This is a genomic window from Streptomyces sp. NBC_00775, from assembly GCF_036347135.1.
Lineage (GTDB): Bacteria > Actinomycetota > Actinomycetes > Streptomycetales > Streptomycetaceae > Streptomyces > Streptomyces lutosisoli.
Genome location: NZ_CP108938.1, coordinates 2,727,076 through 2,744,525 on the forward strand (window position 1 = coordinate 2,727,076; position 17,450 = coordinate 2,744,525).

Annotated in this window: 13 protein-coding genes and 1 pseudogene; 3 read left to right on the forward strand and 11 right to left on the reverse strand. The window is 69.9% G+C overall.

Features of this window, described 5'->3' with window-relative positions; genetic code table 11:
• Window positions 1–31: 31 nt before the first annotated feature.
• The 5 genes from OIC96_RS12195 to OIC96_RS12215 form a co-directional block, all read right to left on the reverse strand.
• On the reverse strand, window positions 32–1,396 hold the full coding sequence (locus OIC96_RS12195) for a nucleobase:cation symporter-2 family protein (RefSeq protein WP_330307805.1): 1,365 nt from the start codon (window positions 1,394–1,396) through the stop codon (window positions 32–34).
• Between the two features lie 13 nt (window positions 1,397–1,409).
• Window positions 1,410–2,432, reverse strand: a complete 1,023-nt coding sequence (locus tag OIC96_RS12200; protein WP_330307804.1) for an isopenicillin N synthase family dioxygenase — start codon at window positions 2,430–2,432, stop codon at window positions 1,410–1,412.
• A 226-nt stretch (window positions 2,433–2,658) separates the two neighbouring features.
• Entirely contained in the window at window positions 2,659–3,966 is a 1,308-nt protein-coding gene (locus OIC96_RS12205; protein ID WP_330307803.1) for an amidohydrolase family protein, read from the reverse strand.
• The gene (locus OIC96_RS12210) at window positions 3,966–5,321 is read right to left on the reverse strand and encodes a uracil-xanthine permease family protein (protein WP_330307802.1); all 1,356 of its coding nucleotides are present in this window, start codon (window positions 5,319–5,321) and stop codon (window positions 3,966–3,968) included. Before OIC96_RS12210 ends, OIC96_RS12205 begins: the two co-directional genes overlap by 1 nt.
• A 278-nt stretch (window positions 5,322–5,599) precedes the next feature.
• Window positions 5,600–6,481 (reverse strand): alpha/beta fold hydrolase, encoded by an 882-nt coding sequence (locus tag OIC96_RS12215; RefSeq protein ID WP_330307801.1) that lies wholly within the window; start codon window positions 6,479–6,481, stop codon window positions 5,600–5,602.
• 369 nt (window positions 6,482–6,850) lie between these two features.
• Here OIC96_RS12215 and OIC96_RS12220 point away from each other — a divergent pair.
• A pseudogene (locus OIC96_RS12220) lies at window positions 6,851–7,264 on the forward strand (YbhB/YbcL family Raf kinase inhibitor-like protein); the annotation flags it as partial.
• A 287-nt stretch (window positions 7,265–7,551) separates the two neighbouring features.
• Here OIC96_RS12220 and OIC96_RS12225 read toward each other — a convergent pair.
• Together OIC96_RS12225 and OIC96_RS12230 are read right to left on the reverse strand one after the other, a co-directional pair.
• Window positions 7,552–8,880: a class I SAM-dependent RNA methyltransferase gene (locus OIC96_RS12225; protein ID WP_330307800.1), complete on the reverse strand. Its 1,329-nt coding sequence runs from the start codon at window positions 8,878–8,880 to the stop codon at window positions 7,552–7,554.
• 116 nt (window positions 8,881–8,996) lie between these two features.
• Complete coding sequence (locus OIC96_RS12230; RefSeq protein ID WP_330307799.1) at window positions 8,997–11,048, reverse strand: APC family permease; 2,052 nt, start codon at window positions 11,046–11,048, stop codon at window positions 8,997–8,999.
• 361 nt (window positions 11,049–11,409) lie between these two features.
• Here OIC96_RS12230 and OIC96_RS12235 point away from each other — a divergent pair, with 361 nt between their 5' ends.
• Window positions 11,410–12,081, forward strand: coding sequence for a potassium channel family protein (locus tag OIC96_RS12235; protein ID WP_330307798.1), 672 nt, complete (start codon window positions 11,410–11,412; stop codon window positions 12,079–12,081).
• On the forward strand, window positions 12,081–12,758 hold the full coding sequence (locus OIC96_RS12240) for a potassium channel family protein (RefSeq protein WP_327432277.1): 678 nt from the start codon (window positions 12,081–12,083) through the stop codon (window positions 12,756–12,758). Before OIC96_RS12235 ends, OIC96_RS12240 begins: the two co-directional genes overlap by 1 nt.
• A gap of 127 nt (window positions 12,759–12,885) precedes the next feature.
• Here OIC96_RS12240 and OIC96_RS12245 read toward each other — a convergent pair whose 3' ends face one another.
• The 4 genes from OIC96_RS12245 to OIC96_RS12260 form a co-directional block, all read right to left on the reverse strand.
• The gene (locus tag OIC96_RS12245; protein WP_330307797.1) at window positions 12,886–13,641 is read right to left on the reverse strand and encodes a DUF3159 domain-containing protein; all 756 of its coding nucleotides are present in this window, start codon (window positions 13,639–13,641) and stop codon (window positions 12,886–12,888) included.
• 3 nt (window positions 13,642–13,644) lie between these two features.
• Window positions 13,645–14,043, reverse strand: coding sequence for an OB-fold nucleic acid binding domain-containing protein (locus OIC96_RS12250; RefSeq protein WP_330307796.1), 399 nt, complete (start codon window positions 14,041–14,043; stop codon window positions 13,645–13,647).
• Window positions 14,044–14,217: 174 nt separating this feature from the next.
• Complete coding sequence (locus OIC96_RS12255) at window positions 14,218–14,901, reverse strand: response regulator (RefSeq protein WP_327432274.1); 684 nt, start codon at window positions 14,899–14,901, stop codon at window positions 14,218–14,220.
• Window positions 14,898–17,441 carry a sensor histidine kinase KdpD gene (locus tag OIC96_RS12260; protein ID WP_330307795.1) on the reverse strand — a complete coding sequence of 848 codons (2,544 nt, stop codon included), beginning with the start codon at window positions 17,439–17,441 and terminating at the stop codon, window positions 14,898–14,900. The genes OIC96_RS12255 and OIC96_RS12260 overlap by 4 nt, the downstream gene beginning before the upstream one ends.
• Between the last annotated feature and the right edge of the window lie 9 nt (window positions 17,442–17,450).

The window sequence follows — 17,450 nt, forward strand, 5'->3', positions numbered from 1 at the left end:
TCGTTCAGTCGGCTCGGACCACGGATCCGCGCTATGGGACGTATTCCGCCGGGGTGGTGGTCGTCGGCCGAGTCTGCTTCTCTGCCACTGTTTCGTCGTCCGCCGTGCGTGCCGGGCGGGTCCGGTTGAAGGCCAGGTTCAGCCCGAACGCGATCAGGGTCGCGCTCGTCACCGGTGAGCCCAGCACGATGCGCACACCGTCCGGGAAACGGGAGTAGAGGTCCGGTGCCACGTCGGGCGCCATGCCCACGCCGATCGACACGGCGACGATCAGCAGGTTGTGCGTTCCCTCGAACTCGACCTTGCGCAGTGTGCTGATGCCGACGGCGGCGACCGTGGCGAACATGACCAGTCCCGCGGCGCCCACGACCGGTCCGGGCAGCCCGGCCACCACCGCCCCCAGCTTGGGAACCAGGCCCAGGGCAACCAGGATGGCGCCCGCGACGGTGGCCACATGGCGGCTGCGCACCCGGGTCATCGACACCAGGCCCACGTTCTGGGCGAAGACGGTGTCGATGAAGGCGTTCATCACTCCGCCGAGCACCCCGGACAGTCCGTCGGCGGCCAGCCCGCGCGCCATGTCCGCGGTCGTCAGCTCCTTGCCGGTGAGTTCGGCGACCGCGATCAGGTCCGCGGTCGACTCGGCGAACAGGACCAGCATCACGACACACATGGAGATGACCGCGACCGGCGGGAACTCGGGCGCGCCGAAATGGAACGGAGCGCTCACCCCGATCCAGTCGGCGCCACGGGCGGCGGACAGGTCCACCAGACCCAGCGGTACCGCGACCGCGGTGCCGGCCAGCAGCCCGAGCAGGACGCCGGTCTGGGCCAGAAAGCCCCGGCCGAACCTCGCCACCAGCAGGATCACGATGACGACGAGGGCGGCGAGGGCGAGGCGCGACGGCGCCGCGTAGTCCGCCGCCTTGGGGTCGCTGCCGACGACAAGGTTGACGCCGACACTGATCAGCGCCAGGCCGACCACGGTGATCACCACACCGCTCACCAGCGGCGGGAAGAAGCGCGCCGCCTTGGCGAACGGCCAGGCGGCGAGCAGGCCGAAGATCCCGGCGGCGATCATCGAACCGTATACGGCCTGGAGCCCGTACTCACCGGCGATCAGGATCATCGGCGTGACGGCGGTGAAGGCCGCACCGGCCATCACGGGCATGCGGACGCCGAGCACCCGCCCGACGCCCGCGCCCTGGATCATCGTGACGACGCCCGCGACCAGCAGGTCCGCATTGATGAGCAGAGCGATGGTCGAGGCATCGAGCCCGGCGGCCGCGCCGAAGACGAGCGGCACCGTGACACAGCCTGTGTACATCACCAGAACGTGCTGGAGACCCAGCACCGCGAGCCGCCCGAACGGCGCCCGCTTTTTCGCGGACATCATCACAACAGGCCCTCTATCGTGCGAAGTTGGCAGCGATGCGCTGCTGGATGTACTGCTCCGCCGTGATCGGCGGATACCGGCCGTCCGGCCCCTCGATCACCACGTCCCGGTCTGCCTGGGCGAAGAAGGCGATGCTGTAGCGGGCGCCCCGGTCCTCGCCGGGACCCGGGGACTTGACCCGGTGGAAGTTGGACGGAAGCCGGTCGTCGCTCCACCGCATCAGCATGTCGCCGATGTTGCAGGTGATGGCGTCTGCCGAGGGCACCACGGGAGTCCACTCCTGGGCCTCGGCCTCCTTTCCCGGGCACACCTGCAGCCCGCCCTGCCCGTCCCGCTGGAAGAGCAGGGTCAGGCAGTCGAAGTCGGTGTGCGCACCGGCCCGCCACACGTTCGGGTCGGGCTCGGCGTCCTCGGGGATCGCGAAGTAGTGCAGCATCCGCAGGGTGGACTGGTAGTGCGTGCTCTGAGGGTCGTGGGCGCGGGTGAAGAAGTCGCCGGCGAAGCCCAGCTTGTCGGCGAAGCAGGACAGGACCCGCATCGCCACCTCGCGGCAGCGCGTCTCGAAGTCGAGGGCGCGCAGCCGGAATTCGGGCAGGACGTCGTCGGGCCAGAGCCCCTCCATGTGAGGGCGGGTGACCTGGTACGACTCCTTCTGGTCCGGTGTCCCGACGGACGGCCTGACCTGGGTCATGGACTCCCACCCGGAGTTGAGGCCCTTCTTCAGCCCATGCCGGGCCTTGTGGGCCTCGGGCAGCGCGAAAAATCCCTCGGCGTTCGTGAACGCCTCGTCCACCAGGGCCTGTTCGATGCCGTGGTTGACCAGCTGGAAGAACCCGATGTTCGTGGCCGCCGCCCACAGCTCCTCGGTGATCTCGGCCTTGCGGGCCTCGAAGTCGGAGAGGTCGATGCGGCGGATCTCCCGCGCCGTGGTCTCGGTTCCGGCCCCGCCCATGTGGGTTTCCTTGTCGAGTTCGGCAAGGCCGTACGTCGATCGAGGCGTCGTGTGCGGCACAGCACGCGTCGTGATGTCAGTCATCGCGGCAAGTACTCCTGAGTACGTCGGAGTGGTGTTCTCCGAGTCCTACGGGGTGCAGTCACCGCCCCTGCACCCCCACCGCGGACACACAGAGGTCCGCGGGCACGGTCGGCCTCGGACCCGTCCGTGGGCCCGGCGCCGTGGGCTGGCATTCGCCCCGTCGACAGGGGCCATGCGCGATGACGTCAGCCTGGCGGCACCGTGTTTCGTCCGGGAACCAGTTCTGTTACCGCGACAGCACGTCCACGAGGAACGCCTCGGACAGGCGTGCACTGCGCCCGTCCCGCACCACCGCCTCGCCCGCCACCAGGACCGTGTCCACGGTCCGGCTGCTCGCGCAGGTCAGCAGCGTTGCGCCCGGATCGCGCACCGGAAGGCACGCGTAGTCCCGCTCGAAGCGGTGCAGCACGAGGTCGGCCCTGACACCGGCCACCACACCGTCCGCGCGGGAATCGAGCCCGAGCACCTCGCCCGCGCCGTCGGCGGCGATGGCCAGCATCTCCGCGAAGCCGAGCAGATCTGCCCGCCGGTGCGCGGCACGCTGCAGATACGCCCCGATCCGCATGGCCTCCAGAATGTCCTGGGTGTCGTTGCTGGCGGCCCCGTCGACCCCGAGCCCTACCCGAAGTCCCGCTTCCCGCATGGCGATCACGGGGGCGATGCCGCTGCCCAGCCGCATATTGCTGAGCGGGTTGTAGGAGACGCCGACTCCGTGCCGGGCGAGCGCCGCACGGCCCGCCGCGTCCAGCTCCACACAGTGCACGGCGAGCAGCCGCTCCCACAGGAATCCCGCCGCCTCCAGGTATTCCACGGCTCCTTGACCGGTGTGCTCCCGGCACATCAAGTCGTCCGTCGCCGTCTCCAGGAGGTGGATCGACACCGGCAGGTCCCGCTCTTCGGCGTACGCCCGTACCTGCCGCATTCCCGCAGGAGTGAGGCTGCGCGGATTGGGCACGGCGAGCCCCACCGAGACACGGCTGCCCGCCGTGGCGTCCACCAACTCGTCGGTGTGCGCGAGGGCGCTGTCCAGCTGCTGCATGAGACGTGGGTCGAAGCCCCACCTGCGGGACGGGTCCGCCCGGTCGGCCACGCCGCGGCACAGCACCGCACGGATCCCCGAGTCATGAAGGGCGCGCAGCACCGCGTCGTGGATCTCGGCGGACGGGTTCGGCCACATGTGGTCCACCAGGGTGGTGGTGCCGCTGCGCAGGGCCTCCGTCGCCGCGGCGGCGGCCGCCGCGTAGGCGCGATCGGGAGTGAGCGCGACGGTCTCCTCGCCGACGGTTCGCAGCCAGGACAGCAGCGGCTCGCCTTCGCCGATGCCGCGCATGCACGCCTGGTGGAGGTGGGTATGCGTGTTGACGAGGCCCGGGATCAGATGCCCGCCCGCCGCCGCCAGTACCCGCTGTCCACGGGGCAGTTCGCGGGCTCCGACGACTGCCGTCACCCGCCCGTCCGCCACGTGCACATCCCGCGCGTCCAGCCACCGCCCGCCGCTCCACACACAGACGTCGGTGATCGTGTCGACGTACATCAGGACTGCTCCTTGCCACGAGGGACGCGACGGATGTGGCCCGTGTGGTGGAACAGCAGATTCAGCGTGAAGGCCACGATCCCGGTCACCGCGATGCCGCTGTCCAGGACGGTGCGCAGGTACGACGGCAGCGGCGCGTAGAAGTCGGGCGCGCCGACCGGGATCATGCCGAGGCCGAACGCGAGTGCCGCCGTCAGCAGATTGCGCCCGTCGGAGAGGTCGGCGCGGCTCAGGATCCGCAGCCCGACCGCGCCGACGGTGCCGAACGTCACGAGTGACACCCCGCCGAGCACCGGTCCCGGTACCGCCGCAACCGCCGCCCCGAACACGGGAACGAAGGCGAGCAGCACCATCAACGCGCCGGACAGCGCGACGACATGACGGCTCATCACCCGCGTCACGCTCAACAGACCGACGGACTGCCCGAACGTCACGATCGGGAAGGACGAGAAAGCGCCGGACACCACGGTGGCCGCCCCGTCGGCGCGCAGCGCCCTCACCACGGTCTCCGGGTCGTCGCCGCGCCCCACGATCTGTCCCACGGCGAGGGTGTCGCCCACCGACTCGACCATGTTGACCACCTGCACGACGAGCAGGGCGACGATCGCCGGCACGACGAACGTGGGCGCCCCGAACGCGGTCGGATCCGGCACCGACAGGGCCTGCGCCTCGCCGACCGCCGAACCGTCGAACAGGCCCAGGGGTACGGCCAGAAGCGCACCAGCCGCCATCGCGACCAGCACGGAGAAGCGGGCCATAGCGGGGGGCGCCAGCCGTTCGACGAGGACGACGAGCACGACGGTGACGGCGGCGAGGGCGAGCCCTCGCGCGCCGCTGCCGCCCTCGTTCCCGCTTCCGGTGATGAGCCCGGCCGCCGACGGCACCAGGGAGAACCCGATGACCGCGATGACCGAGCCGGTGACGAGCGGCGGAAACAGATGCAGGATCCGCCCGAACCATGGCGCGACCGCCACCGTCACGAGCCCGGAGACGATGGTCGCTCCGAACACTGCGGCCAGGCCGTGATCCTTGCCGATGAGCACGGCCGGAGTGATCGCGGTGAACGTCGACCCCATCACGATCGGCAACCGCGCCCCGAACCACTTGAAACCGAGTGTCTGCAGCAGCGTCGCCAGACCGCTGACCAGAAGGTTCGCGCTGATCAGCAGCCGGATCCGGTCGTCCGGCAGATCCAGCGCGACGCCCACGAGCAGCGGCATGGTGGCCAGGCCCGAGTAAGCGACGAGCACATGCTGCAGGCTCAGCGGCACCATGCGGTGCAGGGGCGGTCGTACGTCGACGGGGTGCGCGGCGGCTTCTGGGGCGCGCGTGTCGGCAGGAGGCTGCACAGCCATCCTTCCTCCTCAAAACGCGGTGAAAGGTGGCTGGTTAGCGCCGGACTGCCGGTCACCCGTCGGCCGTTGCAGCCATGACCGACGTGCGGGCGACCCTAGGGAGGGTGTGTTTCGCACGAATTTCGGCCAGGCAACGGCCGGGGTGCCGTTCGGTCCCGTGCCCGCCCGCGCGATCGCGCAGTGGTACAACGCCGTGCAGGAGGCGGCGCTCGCGCGGCCGCTGGGCGGGACGTCGGTGGGGGCCGGCGGCGTCCCACCCTCAACGGTGACACCGTCTTTCAGCGCGCTTGGTGCAGGAAGTCGACGACCAGGTCTGTCGTCGCCTGCGGCTGCTCCTCCGTGATCCAGTGCCCGCAGTCCGGGATGACCGCGTCTTCGACGTTGTCGGCGACACAGCGCAGCACCTCGCCGATCCCGGGGCCGAAGGTGGCTTCGCCGCCGAAGGCCAGGACCGGCATCCGCAGCTTGCCCTGAGCGAGGAACTTCTCGTTGTCGGCCGCGTCCTGACCGAACGCCAGGAACTGGGCGAAGCTCGCCCGCATGGCGCCGGGTTGGGCGTAGAGCGCCGCATAGTGCTCGCGCTTCGCTTCGTCGAACCGCTCCGGGACCACGGAGAGTTCGTTCCAGAAGCGGTCGAGATAGATGCGCTCGCGGCCCTCGACGAGGCGCTCCATGTCGTGGCCGCCGAAGCCGAAGTGCCACATCATCGGGTCCTGCGTGATCTCGGCCCAGGGTCCGATGCCGGGCAGCGGCGCGTCGATCGCCACCCATCGGCTGACGCGCTCGGGGTGGGTGGAGACGGTCGCGTAGCCGACCATGATGCCGATGTCGTGCGTGACCAGTTCGATCGTGCCCACGCCCAGGGCGTCCAGGACGCCCCACACGTCCGCCGCCTGGTTCTTCTTGTCGTAGCCGCCCTCGGGCTTCGAGGAGAGACCCAGCCCCCGCAGGTCGGGCGCGATCACTGTGTGGTCCTCGATCAGTGCGCTCGCCAGGTGACCCCACATGTCGCCCGTCGTGCCGAAGCCATGCAGCAGGACCACCGCCGGACCCTGTCCGCCGACGCGCACATGGATCGTGGCGCCATTGGTCTCGATCTCACGCGTCTGCATACCGGCAGGGAAGGGGTGGATGCCGTCCTGACGTCCGTTGTCGTTCATCGCCGTACTCCAGGTTTGAAGGAACAGGGCTCCCATGGCGAGGACTGCCGGGAGGACAGAGCTGCGTCCAGGCATGGAAGCCCCACCTCGACGGCACGACTTGCCGGCTGTACGCGTTCATGGACGCGCCCTCTTGAGGAAGTGGATCTGGAGCGGTCGCAAATCCGCGCCACACCCTGAAACTAACCGACCGGTCATCTAAGTTCCACCGCACACCGGACGCCGTTCCCGCGGGAGCGGGCCGCTGACCTGCGATGGAAGGAAGGGGCTACCAGCAGGGAGGAAGCTGGTCGGTGATCTCGTCTCGATCGGAGCGCAAAGTGGCCCATGGGTGCCTGGAGAAGGGCCCTGTCCACGGGAAGGATCATCGTGAGCACCAACGACCCGTTCGCTCGTCTCCCCGAGGTGCCTCGCTTCACCGTCACCAGCACCACGGTGTCCGACGGGGACGCCTGGCCCGCCGCACAGATGTCCGGCCTGCTCGGGGTCCCGGCCGGCAAGGACATCTCCCCGCAACTGTCATGGAGCGGCGCCCCCGCAGGGACGAAGAGCTACGCGGTGACGGTGTACGACCCGGACGCCCCGACCGGCTCCGGCTTCTGGCACTGGGCCGTGGCGGACATCCCCGCGACGGTCACCCACCTGTCCGAGGGTGCCGGTGACGAGAGCGGCCCGGGCCTTCCCGAAGGTGCCTACCAACTGCCCAACGACGCCCGCGCGGCACGCTACATCGGTGCCGCCCCACCGGCCGGGCACGGCCCGCACCGCTACGTCATCGTCGTGCAGCGGCGCCGGGATCGTAAGTGTTGCGCACAATCGAGTCCTGGCCGCTTTGAGGGCGGCCGGGACATCGGCCGCCGACGGTCCCGAGTCGGAGGATTTCGAGCGTGGGGCGGACCGCCGCCACACCCCTCAGCCGGACTACACATCAGATCGCCTGACCAGCATCGCAGCACGGCTGACACCCCATCAGAACGAGCGTCAAATGAGCGTCACAAGCGTCATTTCAGCGTCAAGACATCGCCCGTAACGCCCACACCGCACATAACGCGCACCGGCAAAACCGCAGGTCAGGAGCCCTTCGCGGCCGGCTCAAGGATCGCCACACACTCAACATGGTGCGTCATCGGGAAAAGATCGAACGCCCGCAGCGTCCGCACCTTGTACCCACCGTCCCGGAAGTACCCCAGATCCCGCGCCAGCGCCGCCGGATCGCAGGCGACGTACGCGATCCGTCGCGCGCTCAGGGACGTCAGGTGCTCGACGGTCTTCTTGCCGGCGCCCGCGCGGGGCGGGTCGAGGACGATGAGGTCGACCTCGGTGATGCCGGTGCGCGGGAGGACGGCCTCGACCTTGCCCTGTTCGATGCGGACGCGGTCGAAGGCGGCGAGGTTGTGGCGGGCGTCCTCGACCGCGCGCTTGCCGGACTCGATGCCGAGGACCGCGCCCTTGTCGCCGAGGCGGTCGGCGAGGGCGCCGGCGAAGAGGCCGACGCCGCAGTACAGGTCGAGCGCCATGTCGCCCTTGCGCGGCAGCAGACCCTGCATGACGGCCTTGACGAGGGTGTCGGCGGCCATCGGGTGGACCTGCCAGAAGCCGCCGCTGCCGACGCGGTACGTACGGCCGTCGGCGCGCTCGCGCACGAACGCGCGGCCGTGGACGCGGTGGATGCCGCCGTCGTGCTCGTCGACGCGCATCACGGAGACGGGCTTGTCGAGTTCGACGAGGGGCAGGCGGGCGCCCGGCTTGGGCTCCAGGATCACCATGCGGTCCTGGGATCCCGTCGCGGCGATCGCGTCGACGGAGGCCATGCCGGACCAGTCGCGCTGTTCGATGCCCAGTTCGCTGACGCCCGGCGCGGCGATCATGCAGTGCTCGATCGGCTCGACCTCGTGCGAGCGGTGGCGGCGCAGTCCGGCGTTGCCGTCGGCGTCGACGGCGTACTGGACGCGTGTGCGCCAGGCCGGGACCTCACCCGCGGGCAGCTTGTCGCCCTCGGCGGGCATCACCGTGCCGTCCCAGCCGGCCTCCTCGGGCGTGAGCCCCGCGAGCCGCTGGAGCTGCTCGGCGATGACCTCACCCTTGAGGCGGCGCTGCGCGCCCGGCTTGGCGTGCTGCCAGTCGCAGCCGCCGCAACGGCCGGGGCCCGCGTACGGGCAGGGGGCCTCGACGCGGTCCTTCGACGCGTCCACGATCCGCACGGCGTCCGCGCGCAGGAAACGCGCGCCCTCCTCGCCCTCCGTCACGTGCGCGACGACACGCTCGCCGGGCAGGGCGTGCCGGACGAAGAGGACCTGACCCTCGGACGTACGGGCGATGCAGTGGCCGCCGTGTGCGACGGGGCCGATCTCGACCTCGTACTCCTCCCCCACCAGCGATTTCTTCGGTTCTGCCTGCATGGCGGGGTGACTCCAGTTGAGAAGGGGGTGAGCGAAAGGGGCGAGCGAAAGGGAAACGGCCGGACAACAGCCCACCAGTCTACGTGGACGTTGCCCGGCCGCTCACCACATGGCCGTCAGCTCTTCGAGTTCGAGGACTCCTTCGGGCGCTCTTCCGCGGGCCCCCGGCGCACCGCTCCCGGCGCGTTCCAGTCCTGCCGCTTGCGGGCCCGCAGCTTCGCGGCCTCGGAGGACTCCAGCTGGTAGGGCACGGAGGTCACCATGACGCCCGGGGTGAACAGCAGCCGGCCCTTGAGGCGCAGGGCGCTCTGGTTGTGCAGCAGGTGCTCGTACCAGTGGCCGACCACATACTCGGGGATGATCACGGAGACCGCGTCACGCGGGGATTCCTTGCGCAGCCCCTTCACGTACTCGATGATCGGCCGCGTGATCTCGCGGTACGGCGAGTCGAGGACCTTCAGCGGTACGTCGATGCCGCGCCGCTCCCACTCCTCGCGCAGGGCCTTGGTCTCGGCCGGGTCGACGTTGACGCTGAGCGCTTCGAGGGTGTCGGAGCGCAGCAGCTTGGCGTAGGCGAGGGCGCGCAGCGTCGGGCGGTGGATCTTGGAGATCAGGACGACGGAGTGCACGCGGGAGGGGCGGACACTGTCGTCGCTCGGGCCCTCGGGGGCGGCGATCTCCTCGGCGACCCGGTCGTAGTGCTTACGGATCGCGCTCATCGTCGCGTAGAAGATCACCATGCCGAGCAGCGCGACCCAGGCTCCGTGCGTGAACTTCGTGACGAGTACGACGACGAGCACCAGGCCCGTGAAGAAGGCGCCGAACGCGTTGATCGCCCGGGAGCGGACCATGTGGCGCCGCTTGGCCTGGTCCGTCTCGGTGGCCAGGTGGCGGTTCCAGTGGCGGACCATGCCGGTCTGGCTGAGCGTGAAGGAGACGAACACGCCGACGATGTAGAGCTGGATCAGCCGGGTCGAGTCGGCGCCGTAGATGATGACCAGCATGGTCGCCGCGCCCGCGAGCAGCACGATGCCGTTGGAGAAGGCGAGGCGGTCGCCGCGGGTGTGCAGCTGGCGCGGGAGGTAGCGGTCCTGGGCGAGGATCGAGCCGAGCAGCGGGAAGCCGTTGTACGCGGTGTTGGCGGCCAGGAACAGGACCAGCGCGGTGGCGGCGGCCAGCACGATGAACAGGAAGCTGCCCTTGCCGAACACGGCCTCGGCGACCTGGGAGATCACCGGGTTCTGGACGTAGCCGGAGCCGATCGCGACGCCGTTGTGGAGCAGGTCGGTGGCCGGGTTCTCGGCCATCCGGACGTTGGTCGCCATGGCCAGGGCGATGATGCCGCAGAACATCGTGACGGCGAGCAGGCCCATCGCGGCGAGCGTGGACGCGGCGTTCTTCGACTTCGGCTTGCGGAAGGCGGGGACGCCGTTGGAGATCGCCTCGACGCCGGTGAGGGCGGCACAGCCGGAGGAGAAGGCGCGCAGGAGCAGGAAGACGAGGGCGAAGCCCGCGAGGCCCTGGTGCTCGGCCTTGATGTGGTAGTCGGCGGTCGGCGCCTTCATGGTGTCGTTCAGGACGAGGCCGCGGAAGGCACCCCACGCGATCATGATGAAGACGCCCGCCACGAAGACGTACGTCGGAATCGCGAAGAGCTTTCCGGACTCCTTGACTCCGCGCAGGTTCATCAGCGTGAGCAGCACGATGACGGCGACCGCGCAGGCCACCTTGTGCTCGACCACGAAGGGAACCGCCGAGCCGAGGTTCTCGATGCCGGAGGCGATGGAGACGGCGACCGTGAGGACGTAGTCGACGAGCAGGGCGCTGGCGACCGTGAGTCCGGCCCGGGGACCGAGGTTGGTGTTGGCCACCTCGTAGTCGCCGCCGCCGCTCGGGTAGGCGTGCACGTTCTGCCGGTAGGAGGCGACCACCGTGAACATCAGCACGACGACCGCGACCGCGATCCAGGGGCTGAAGTGGTAGGCCGACACGCCCGCGATGGACAGGACCAGCAGGACCTCGCCGGGCGCGTACGCCACGGAGGACAGCGGGTCGGAAGCGAAGACAGGGAGTGCGATGCGCTTCGGCAGGAGCGTTTCTCCGAGCCGATCACTGCGCAGTGCGCGCCCGATCAGGATCCGTTTGGGCACGTCGGTCAGTTTGGACACGCAGAGGATCGTAAGCGTTCGAACGCGGGGTCGCCCACCTACCGCACCACATCTGCCCTCCGAGTGAAATCGGGGACGGCCGCGGCTGCGGATTCCGCACCCCCACAGCTCCACATGCCTATATGACGAAAGCCCTAGTCTGACCGGTTATGGAGGTTCCATGCATGGCACCGCGGAGCTGATCGGCGCCCTGGCCGGACTCGCCGGCCTCGGAATCCTGACCCTCGCGAGCGTTCGCAGCATCACACGTCGTTGATCGTGCACAGGGGTGCCCCCGACGGACCGCGCGTGTGTAGCTTGGGCGGCGGTCTGAGACCCTGTTTAGCCTGAGCCGTAACCATTCACATTCGGAAGGACGGTCGTGCACATCGTCATCATGGGCTGCGGAAGAGTGGGTTCCGCTCTTGCCCAGACCCTGGAGCAACAGGGGCACACGGTCGCCGTGATCGACCAGGACCCCACCGCCTTCCGACGACTGGGCTCCGGGTTCGGCGGCCGTCGTGTCACCGGAGTCGGCTTCGACCAGGACACCCTGCGCGAGGCGGGCATCGAGGAGGCCGGGGCGTTCGCCGCGGTCTCCAGCGGTGACAACTCGAACATCATCGCCGCCCGCGTGGCCCGCGAGATGTTCGGCATCGAGAACGTCGCGGCACGCATCTACGACCCCCGCCGCGCCGAGGTCTACCAGCGCCTCGGCATCCCCACCGTCGCCACCGTCCGCTGGACGGCCGACCAGATGCTGCGCCGGCTGCTGCCCTCGGGCGCCGAGCCGCTGTGGCGTGACCCCACGGGCGGTGTGCAGCTCGCCGAGGTGCACACCTCCGCGGGCTGGGTCGGCCACAAGATCAGCCGGCTCCAGGACGAGACGGGCGTGCGCGTGGCCTTCCTCACCCGGCTGGGCGAGGCGATCCTGCCGTCGTCCCAGACGGTGCTGCAGGAGGGCGACCTGGTGCACGTGATGATGCGCACCGACGAGGTGGACAAGGTCGAGGCGTCCTTCGCCAAGGGCCCTGAAGAGGAGGCCGGTCACTGATGAGGGTCGCCATTGCCGGTGCCGGTGCCGTGGGCCGCTCGATCGCGGGCGAGCTCCTGGAGAACGGCCACGAGGTTCTGCTGATCGACAAGGCGCCGACCGCCATCTCGGTCGAGCGCGTCCCGCAGGCGGAGTGGCTGCTCGCCGACGCCTGCGAGATCACTTCCCTGGACGAGGCCGCGCTGCAGCGCTGCAACGTGGCCATCGCGGCCACGGGCGACGACAAGGTCAACCTCGTCGTCTCCCTGCTCGCGAAGACCGAGTACGGGGTCCCGCGGGTCGTCGCCCGCGTCAACAACCCCAAGAACGAGTGGCTGTTCAACGAGGCCTGGGGCGTCGACGTCGCCGTCTCCACCCCGCGCCTGATGTCGGCCCTGGTCGAGGAGGCCGTCAGCGTCGGCGACCTCGTCCGGCTGCTGCGCTTCAGCCACGGCGACGCCAACCTCGTCGAGCTGACCCTGCCGCCGGAGTCCGCCCTGGCCGGTACGACGGTCGGCGACGTCGAGTGGCCCGAGGACACCTCCCTGGTGACCATCATCCGTGGCACCCGCGTCCTCACCCCCTCCCGGGAGGACTCCCTGGAGGCGGGCGACGAGCTCCTCTTCGTGGCCGCTCAGGCCCGCGAGGAGCAGCTGGAGGACCTGCTGTCGGTGCGCCGCGAGGACGCGACGGGCTAGTCGCTTCCGATACGACGATGGGGGGCGCCCGGAGATCTCCGGGCGCCCCCCATCGTCGTACACGCTCCAGGCCTGACGCCTCCCGGCGCCGTACGGCCGAAGGCGGCTGCCGAGCCGCTGCAGTCGCTTACGCCTCGCGGCGGTGCCGGGCCGGCGCGCTCTCGCCGCGCTCCTGGGCGAGGGCGGCCTTACGTTCCTTCTCGGCCTTCTCCTCGGCCTCCATCTCCGCGAACACGTCGATCGGAGCGGGGGCCTTGGCCAGGAAGACCCAGGTGAGCCAGACGGCGAGGAGGAAGGGCGGGATCTTGAGGGCGATCAGGATCCAGCCGAACTTGGTGGTGTCAGCCCACCAGTAGAGCGGGAAGAGCACCGCGCACTTGGCGAGCAGGATCAGGCCCCAAGCCCAACTCGCCTTCGCGTACGCCTTCTTGCGGCCGGGGTTGCGGGTGCGCCAGGAGAGGTTCTCCTTGAAGACCGGGCCGAGGATCAGGCCGATCAGCGGGACACCCGCGAGGGTCGTGACGATGTAGGCGACGGCAAGGCCGAGCGTGTAGAGCATGCCCGGCAGGTAGAAGTCCTTCGCGTTGCCCGTCATCATCGCGAAGACCACGCCGAACGCGACGCCGAAGACGCCGCTGAAGGCGTGCTTGACGGTGTCGCGCTTCACGAGGCGGACCACGACGAGCAGCAGGGACATCGCGAGGGCGGCGATCGCCGACCAGTGCAGGTCCTTGTTGATCGTGAAGATGGTGACGAAGAGGAGGCCGGGCACCACCGTCTCGACCATGCCCCGCACGCCGCCGAACGCCTCGAAGAGAGCGGCCTCGGTCACCGCCCTCGAATCATGCTGGGCGTCTTGGGTCGGCTTGTCGAGCGACGTCACCGGCTACTCCCGTCCGAGCGGTCTGAGTTCGTACTTCGGGTTGAACAGCACCCTACGGCCCCGGCTCATCGAAATGCGGCCCGATGCGATCAGCTTGCGCCCCGGCTCGATCCCGACGATGGAGCGCCGGCCGAGCCAGACCACGTCCAGGGCGGCCGAGCCGTCGAACAGCTCGGCTTCCAGGGCCGGGACACCGGCCCGTGGCCGCAGAGTGACCGTGCGCAAGGTACCAGTAACCGTGACGATCTGTCGGTCGTGGCAGTCGCAGATGCGCGTACAGCCCGTGGTCTCGGCGTCCTCGCGCAGCTCCTCGGACTCCAGGTCCTGCTGGGACGAGGAGAGCCGGTCTATCATGCGCCGGAACCGGCCCGCCGGCTTTTCGGAACGAGGAACAGCACTCATACCGAAAGCGTACCGGGGCGCACTGACGACGGATGAACGAGAGCGCTCACCTGTGGTCTTTCGCGCACTGATTCCCGAATGCCGGTTGTCGGATTCCCGTATGCCCGGTGTCCGATTCCCGTGTGCCCGGTGTCGGATTGCCGTATCCCGGTGTCTCGGGCAGAAACCTCCGGGCTACCTCTCGAACCGGTATCCCATCCCCGGCTCCGTCATGAAGTGCCGCGGATGCGACGGGTCCGCCTCCAGCTTGCGGCGCAGCTGTGCCATGTAGACCCGGAGGTAGTTGGTCTCCGTGCCGTACGACGGCCCCCACACCTCCTGGAGCAGCTGTTTCTGGCTGACCAGGCGGCCCGTGTTGCGCACCAGGACCTCCAGGAGGTGCCACTCCGTGGGGGTGAGGCGTACGTCCCGCCCGTCGCGGTTGACCTTCTTCGCCGCCAGGTCGACGGTGAAGTCCTCGGTCTCGACGATCACGTCGTCCTCGTCGCCCCCGGTGGGCTCCGCGCGGCGGACGGCGGCGCGCAGCCGGGCCAGCAGCTCGTCCATGCCGAAGGGCTTGGTGACGTAGTCGTCGGCGCCCGCGTCGAGGGCCTCGACCTTCTCGTCGGAGGAGTGCCGGGCGGACAGCACCAGGATCGGCACCCGGGTCCAGCCGCGCAGCCCCTTGATCACCTCGACGCCGTCCATGTCGGGCAGGCCCAGGTCGAGCACGACGACGTCGGGGTGCCGGGCGGCGGCGAGCTGGAGCGCGGTGGCTCCGTCGGGGGCCGCGTCGACCTCGTACTTGCGTGCCTTCAGGTTGATCACGAGGGCTCGGGTGATCTGCGGCTCGTCGTCGACCACGAGGACCCGGGTCATGAGACCTGCCTTTCCGCTGTTGCTGTTGCCGTGGCGAGGCCGGGCAGGCGCTGCACCGCCCGGACCGTGAGCACCATGGTGAGTCCGCCGCCGGGGGTGTCCTCGGCGTTCAGTGTGCCGCCCATCGACTCGGCGAAGCCGCGGGCGACCGCGAGGCCGAGGCCCACTCCGGCGCCGCGCGGGGCGTCGCCGTAGCGCTGGAAGGGCGCGAAGATGCGGTCCTTGGCCTCGTCCGGGACGCCCGGGCCGCGGTCCACCACCCGTACCTCGACGCGGTCGGCGATGGCGCTCGCGGAGACCAGGACCAGTTCGTCGACGGGGCTGTACTTGACGGCGTTCTCGACGAGGTTGGCGACCGCGCGCTCCAGCAGCCCCGCGTCGACCGCGACCATCGGCAGGCTCTCCGGGATCTCCAGCTCCACGCTGTCCTCGGGGACGCCGCCGAGCGCCATCGGGACCACCTCGTCGAGGTCGATCTCCCGGATCAGCGGGGTGACCGTGCCGGTCTGGAGGCGGGACATGTCCAGCAGGTTGCCCACCAGGTGGTCGAGGCGGTCGGCGCCGTTCTCGATGCCTTCGAGGAGCTCCGCCTGGTCCTCCTCGGACCAGGCGACGTCGTCGGAGCGCAGCGAGGAGACGGAGGCCTTGATCCCGGCCAGCGGGGTGCGCAGGTCGTGGCTGACGGCGGCCAGCAGCGCGGTGCGGATGCGGTTGCCCTCGGCCAGTTCCTTGGCCTGGTCGGCCTCGTGCTGGAGGCGCTGGCGGTCCAGGACCACGGCGGCCTGGGCGGCGAAGGCGGCGAGCACCCTGCGGTCGGAGGCCGGCAGCACGCGTCCGGACAGGGCGAGCGCCATGTGGTCGCCGACCGGAATGTCCACGTCGGCGTCCTCGGGGCGCTTCGAGGGCCCCGGCCCCACACTGCCCGCGCAGGTCCACGGGTCGACGTCGCTCGTCCGCTCCAGCAGCGCGACGGACTCCATCCCGAAGGTCTCCCGGACCCGTTCCAGCAGGGCCTCCAGGCTGGTCTCGCCGCGCAGCACGCTGCCCGCCAGGAAGGAGAGGATCTCCGACTCGGCCCGCAGATGCGCCGCCTGGTGGGTGCGGCGGGCCGCCAGGTCCACCACGGATGCCACGGACACGGCGACGCCCACGAAGATCGCGATGGCGACGATGTTCTTGGGGTCGGCGATCGTCAGCCGGTGCAGGGGCGGCGTGTAGTAGTAGTTCAGCAGCAGCGAGCCGAAGGCCGCCGAGGCCAGCGCCGGGTAGAGGCCGCCGAGCAGGGCCGCCGCCACCGTCACCGTCAGGAACAGCAGCATGTCGTTGGCGAGGCCGAGGTCGATGGTGTTCAGCAGCAGCGCGAGGATCACCGGGCCGCCCACACCGACCAGCCAGCCCCAGATGCTCCGGGAGCGGCCGAGCCGCGCCCCGCGCGCGACCGGCAGCCCGCGCCCCTTGGCGACCTCGTCATGGGTGACGATGTGGACGTCCAGGTCGGGGCCCGAATCCCGGGCGACCGTGGCGCCGACGCCCGGCCCGAAGACGTACTGCCAGGCCTTGCGGCGCGAGGAGCCGAGCACGATCTGGGTGGCGTTGACGCCGCGCGCGAAGTCCAGGAGGGATGCCGGTATGTCGTCCCCGACGACATGGTGGAACGTTCCGCCCAGGTCCTCGACCAGCGTGCGCTGGACGGCGAGCTCCTTGGGCGAGGCTGAGGTGAGCCCGTCGCTGCGGGCGATGTAGACGGCCATCACCTCGCCGCCGGCGCCCTTCTCCGCGAGCCGCGCGGCACGCCGGATCAGCGTGCGCCCCTCCGGCCCGCCCGTCAGCCCCACCACGATCCGCTCCCGCGACCCCCAGATCTTCGAGACCCGGTGCTCGCTGCGGTACTCGGTGAGGTACTCGTCGACCCGGTCGGCGACCCAGAGCAGCGCCAGTTCGCGCAGCGCGGTGAGGTTGCCGGGCCGGAAGTAGTTGGACAGGGCCGCGTCGACCTTGTCGGACTTGTAGATGTTGCCGTGCGCCATCCGCCGCCGCAGCGCCTGCGGCGACATGTCGACCAGCTCGATCTGGTCCGCCCGGCGCACCACCTCGTCCGGCACGGTCTCCCGCTGCCGTACGCCCGTTATCGACTCGACGACATCGCCCAGCGACTCCAGATGCTGGATGTTGACCGTCGACACGACGTCGATGCCGGCCGACAGCAGCTCCTCCACGTCCTGCCAGCGCTTGTCGTTGCGCGAGCCGGGGACATTGGTGTGCGCGAGTTCGTCCACCAGGGCGACGGCCGGGGCGCGCTCCAGTACGGCGTCCACGTCCATCTCGGTGAACACGGACCCCCGGTACTCCAGCTCCTTGCGCGGCACCTGCTCCAGGCCGTGGAGCATCACCTCGGTACGCGCCCGGTTGTGATGCTCCACGAACGCGACCACACAGTCGGTCCCCCGCTCGACGCGGCGGTGCGCCTCGGAGAGCATCGCGTACGTCTTGCCGACGCCCGGTGCCGCACCGAGGTAGATCCGAAGCTTGCCGCGTCCCATGGCCCCTAT

Coding starts and splice junctions, on each gene's coding strand:
- OIC96_RS12255 (WP_327432274.1), bottom strand. CDS start 14,901: ATGACCCGGGTCCTCGTGGTCGACGACGAGCCGCAGATCACCCGAGCC.
- OIC96_RS12240 (WP_327432277.1), top strand. CDS start 12,081: ATGAGGGTCGCCATTGCCGGTGCCGGTGCCGTGGGCCGCTCGATCGCG.
- OIC96_RS12210 (WP_330307802.1), bottom strand. CDS start 5,321: ATGGCTGTGCAGCCTCCTGCCGACACGCGCGCCCCAGAAGCCGCCGCG.
- OIC96_RS12215 (WP_330307801.1), bottom strand. CDS start 6,481: ATGAACGACAACGGACGTCAGGACGGCATCCACCCCTTCCCTGCCGGT.
- OIC96_RS12250 (WP_330307796.1), bottom strand. CDS start 14,043: ATGAGTGCTGTTCCTCGTTCCGAAAAGCCGGCGGGCCGGTTCCGGCGC.
- OIC96_RS12260 (WP_330307795.1), bottom strand. CDS start 17,441: ATGGGACGCGGCAAGCTTCGGATCTACCTCGGTGCGGCACCGGGCGTC.
- OIC96_RS12195 (WP_330307805.1), bottom strand. CDS start 1,396: ATGATGTCCGCGAAAAAGCGGGCGCCGTTCGGGCGGCTCGCGGTGCTG.
- OIC96_RS12225 (WP_330307800.1), bottom strand. CDS start 8,880: ATGCAGGCAGAACCGAAGAAATCGCTGGTGGGGGAGGAGTACGAGGTC.
- OIC96_RS12200 (WP_330307804.1), bottom strand. CDS start 2,432: ATGACTGACATCACGACGCGTGCTGTGCCGCACACGACGCCTCGATCG.
- OIC96_RS12205 (WP_330307803.1), bottom strand. CDS start 3,966: ATGTACGTCGACACGATCACCGACGTCTGTGTGTGGAGCGGCGGGCGG.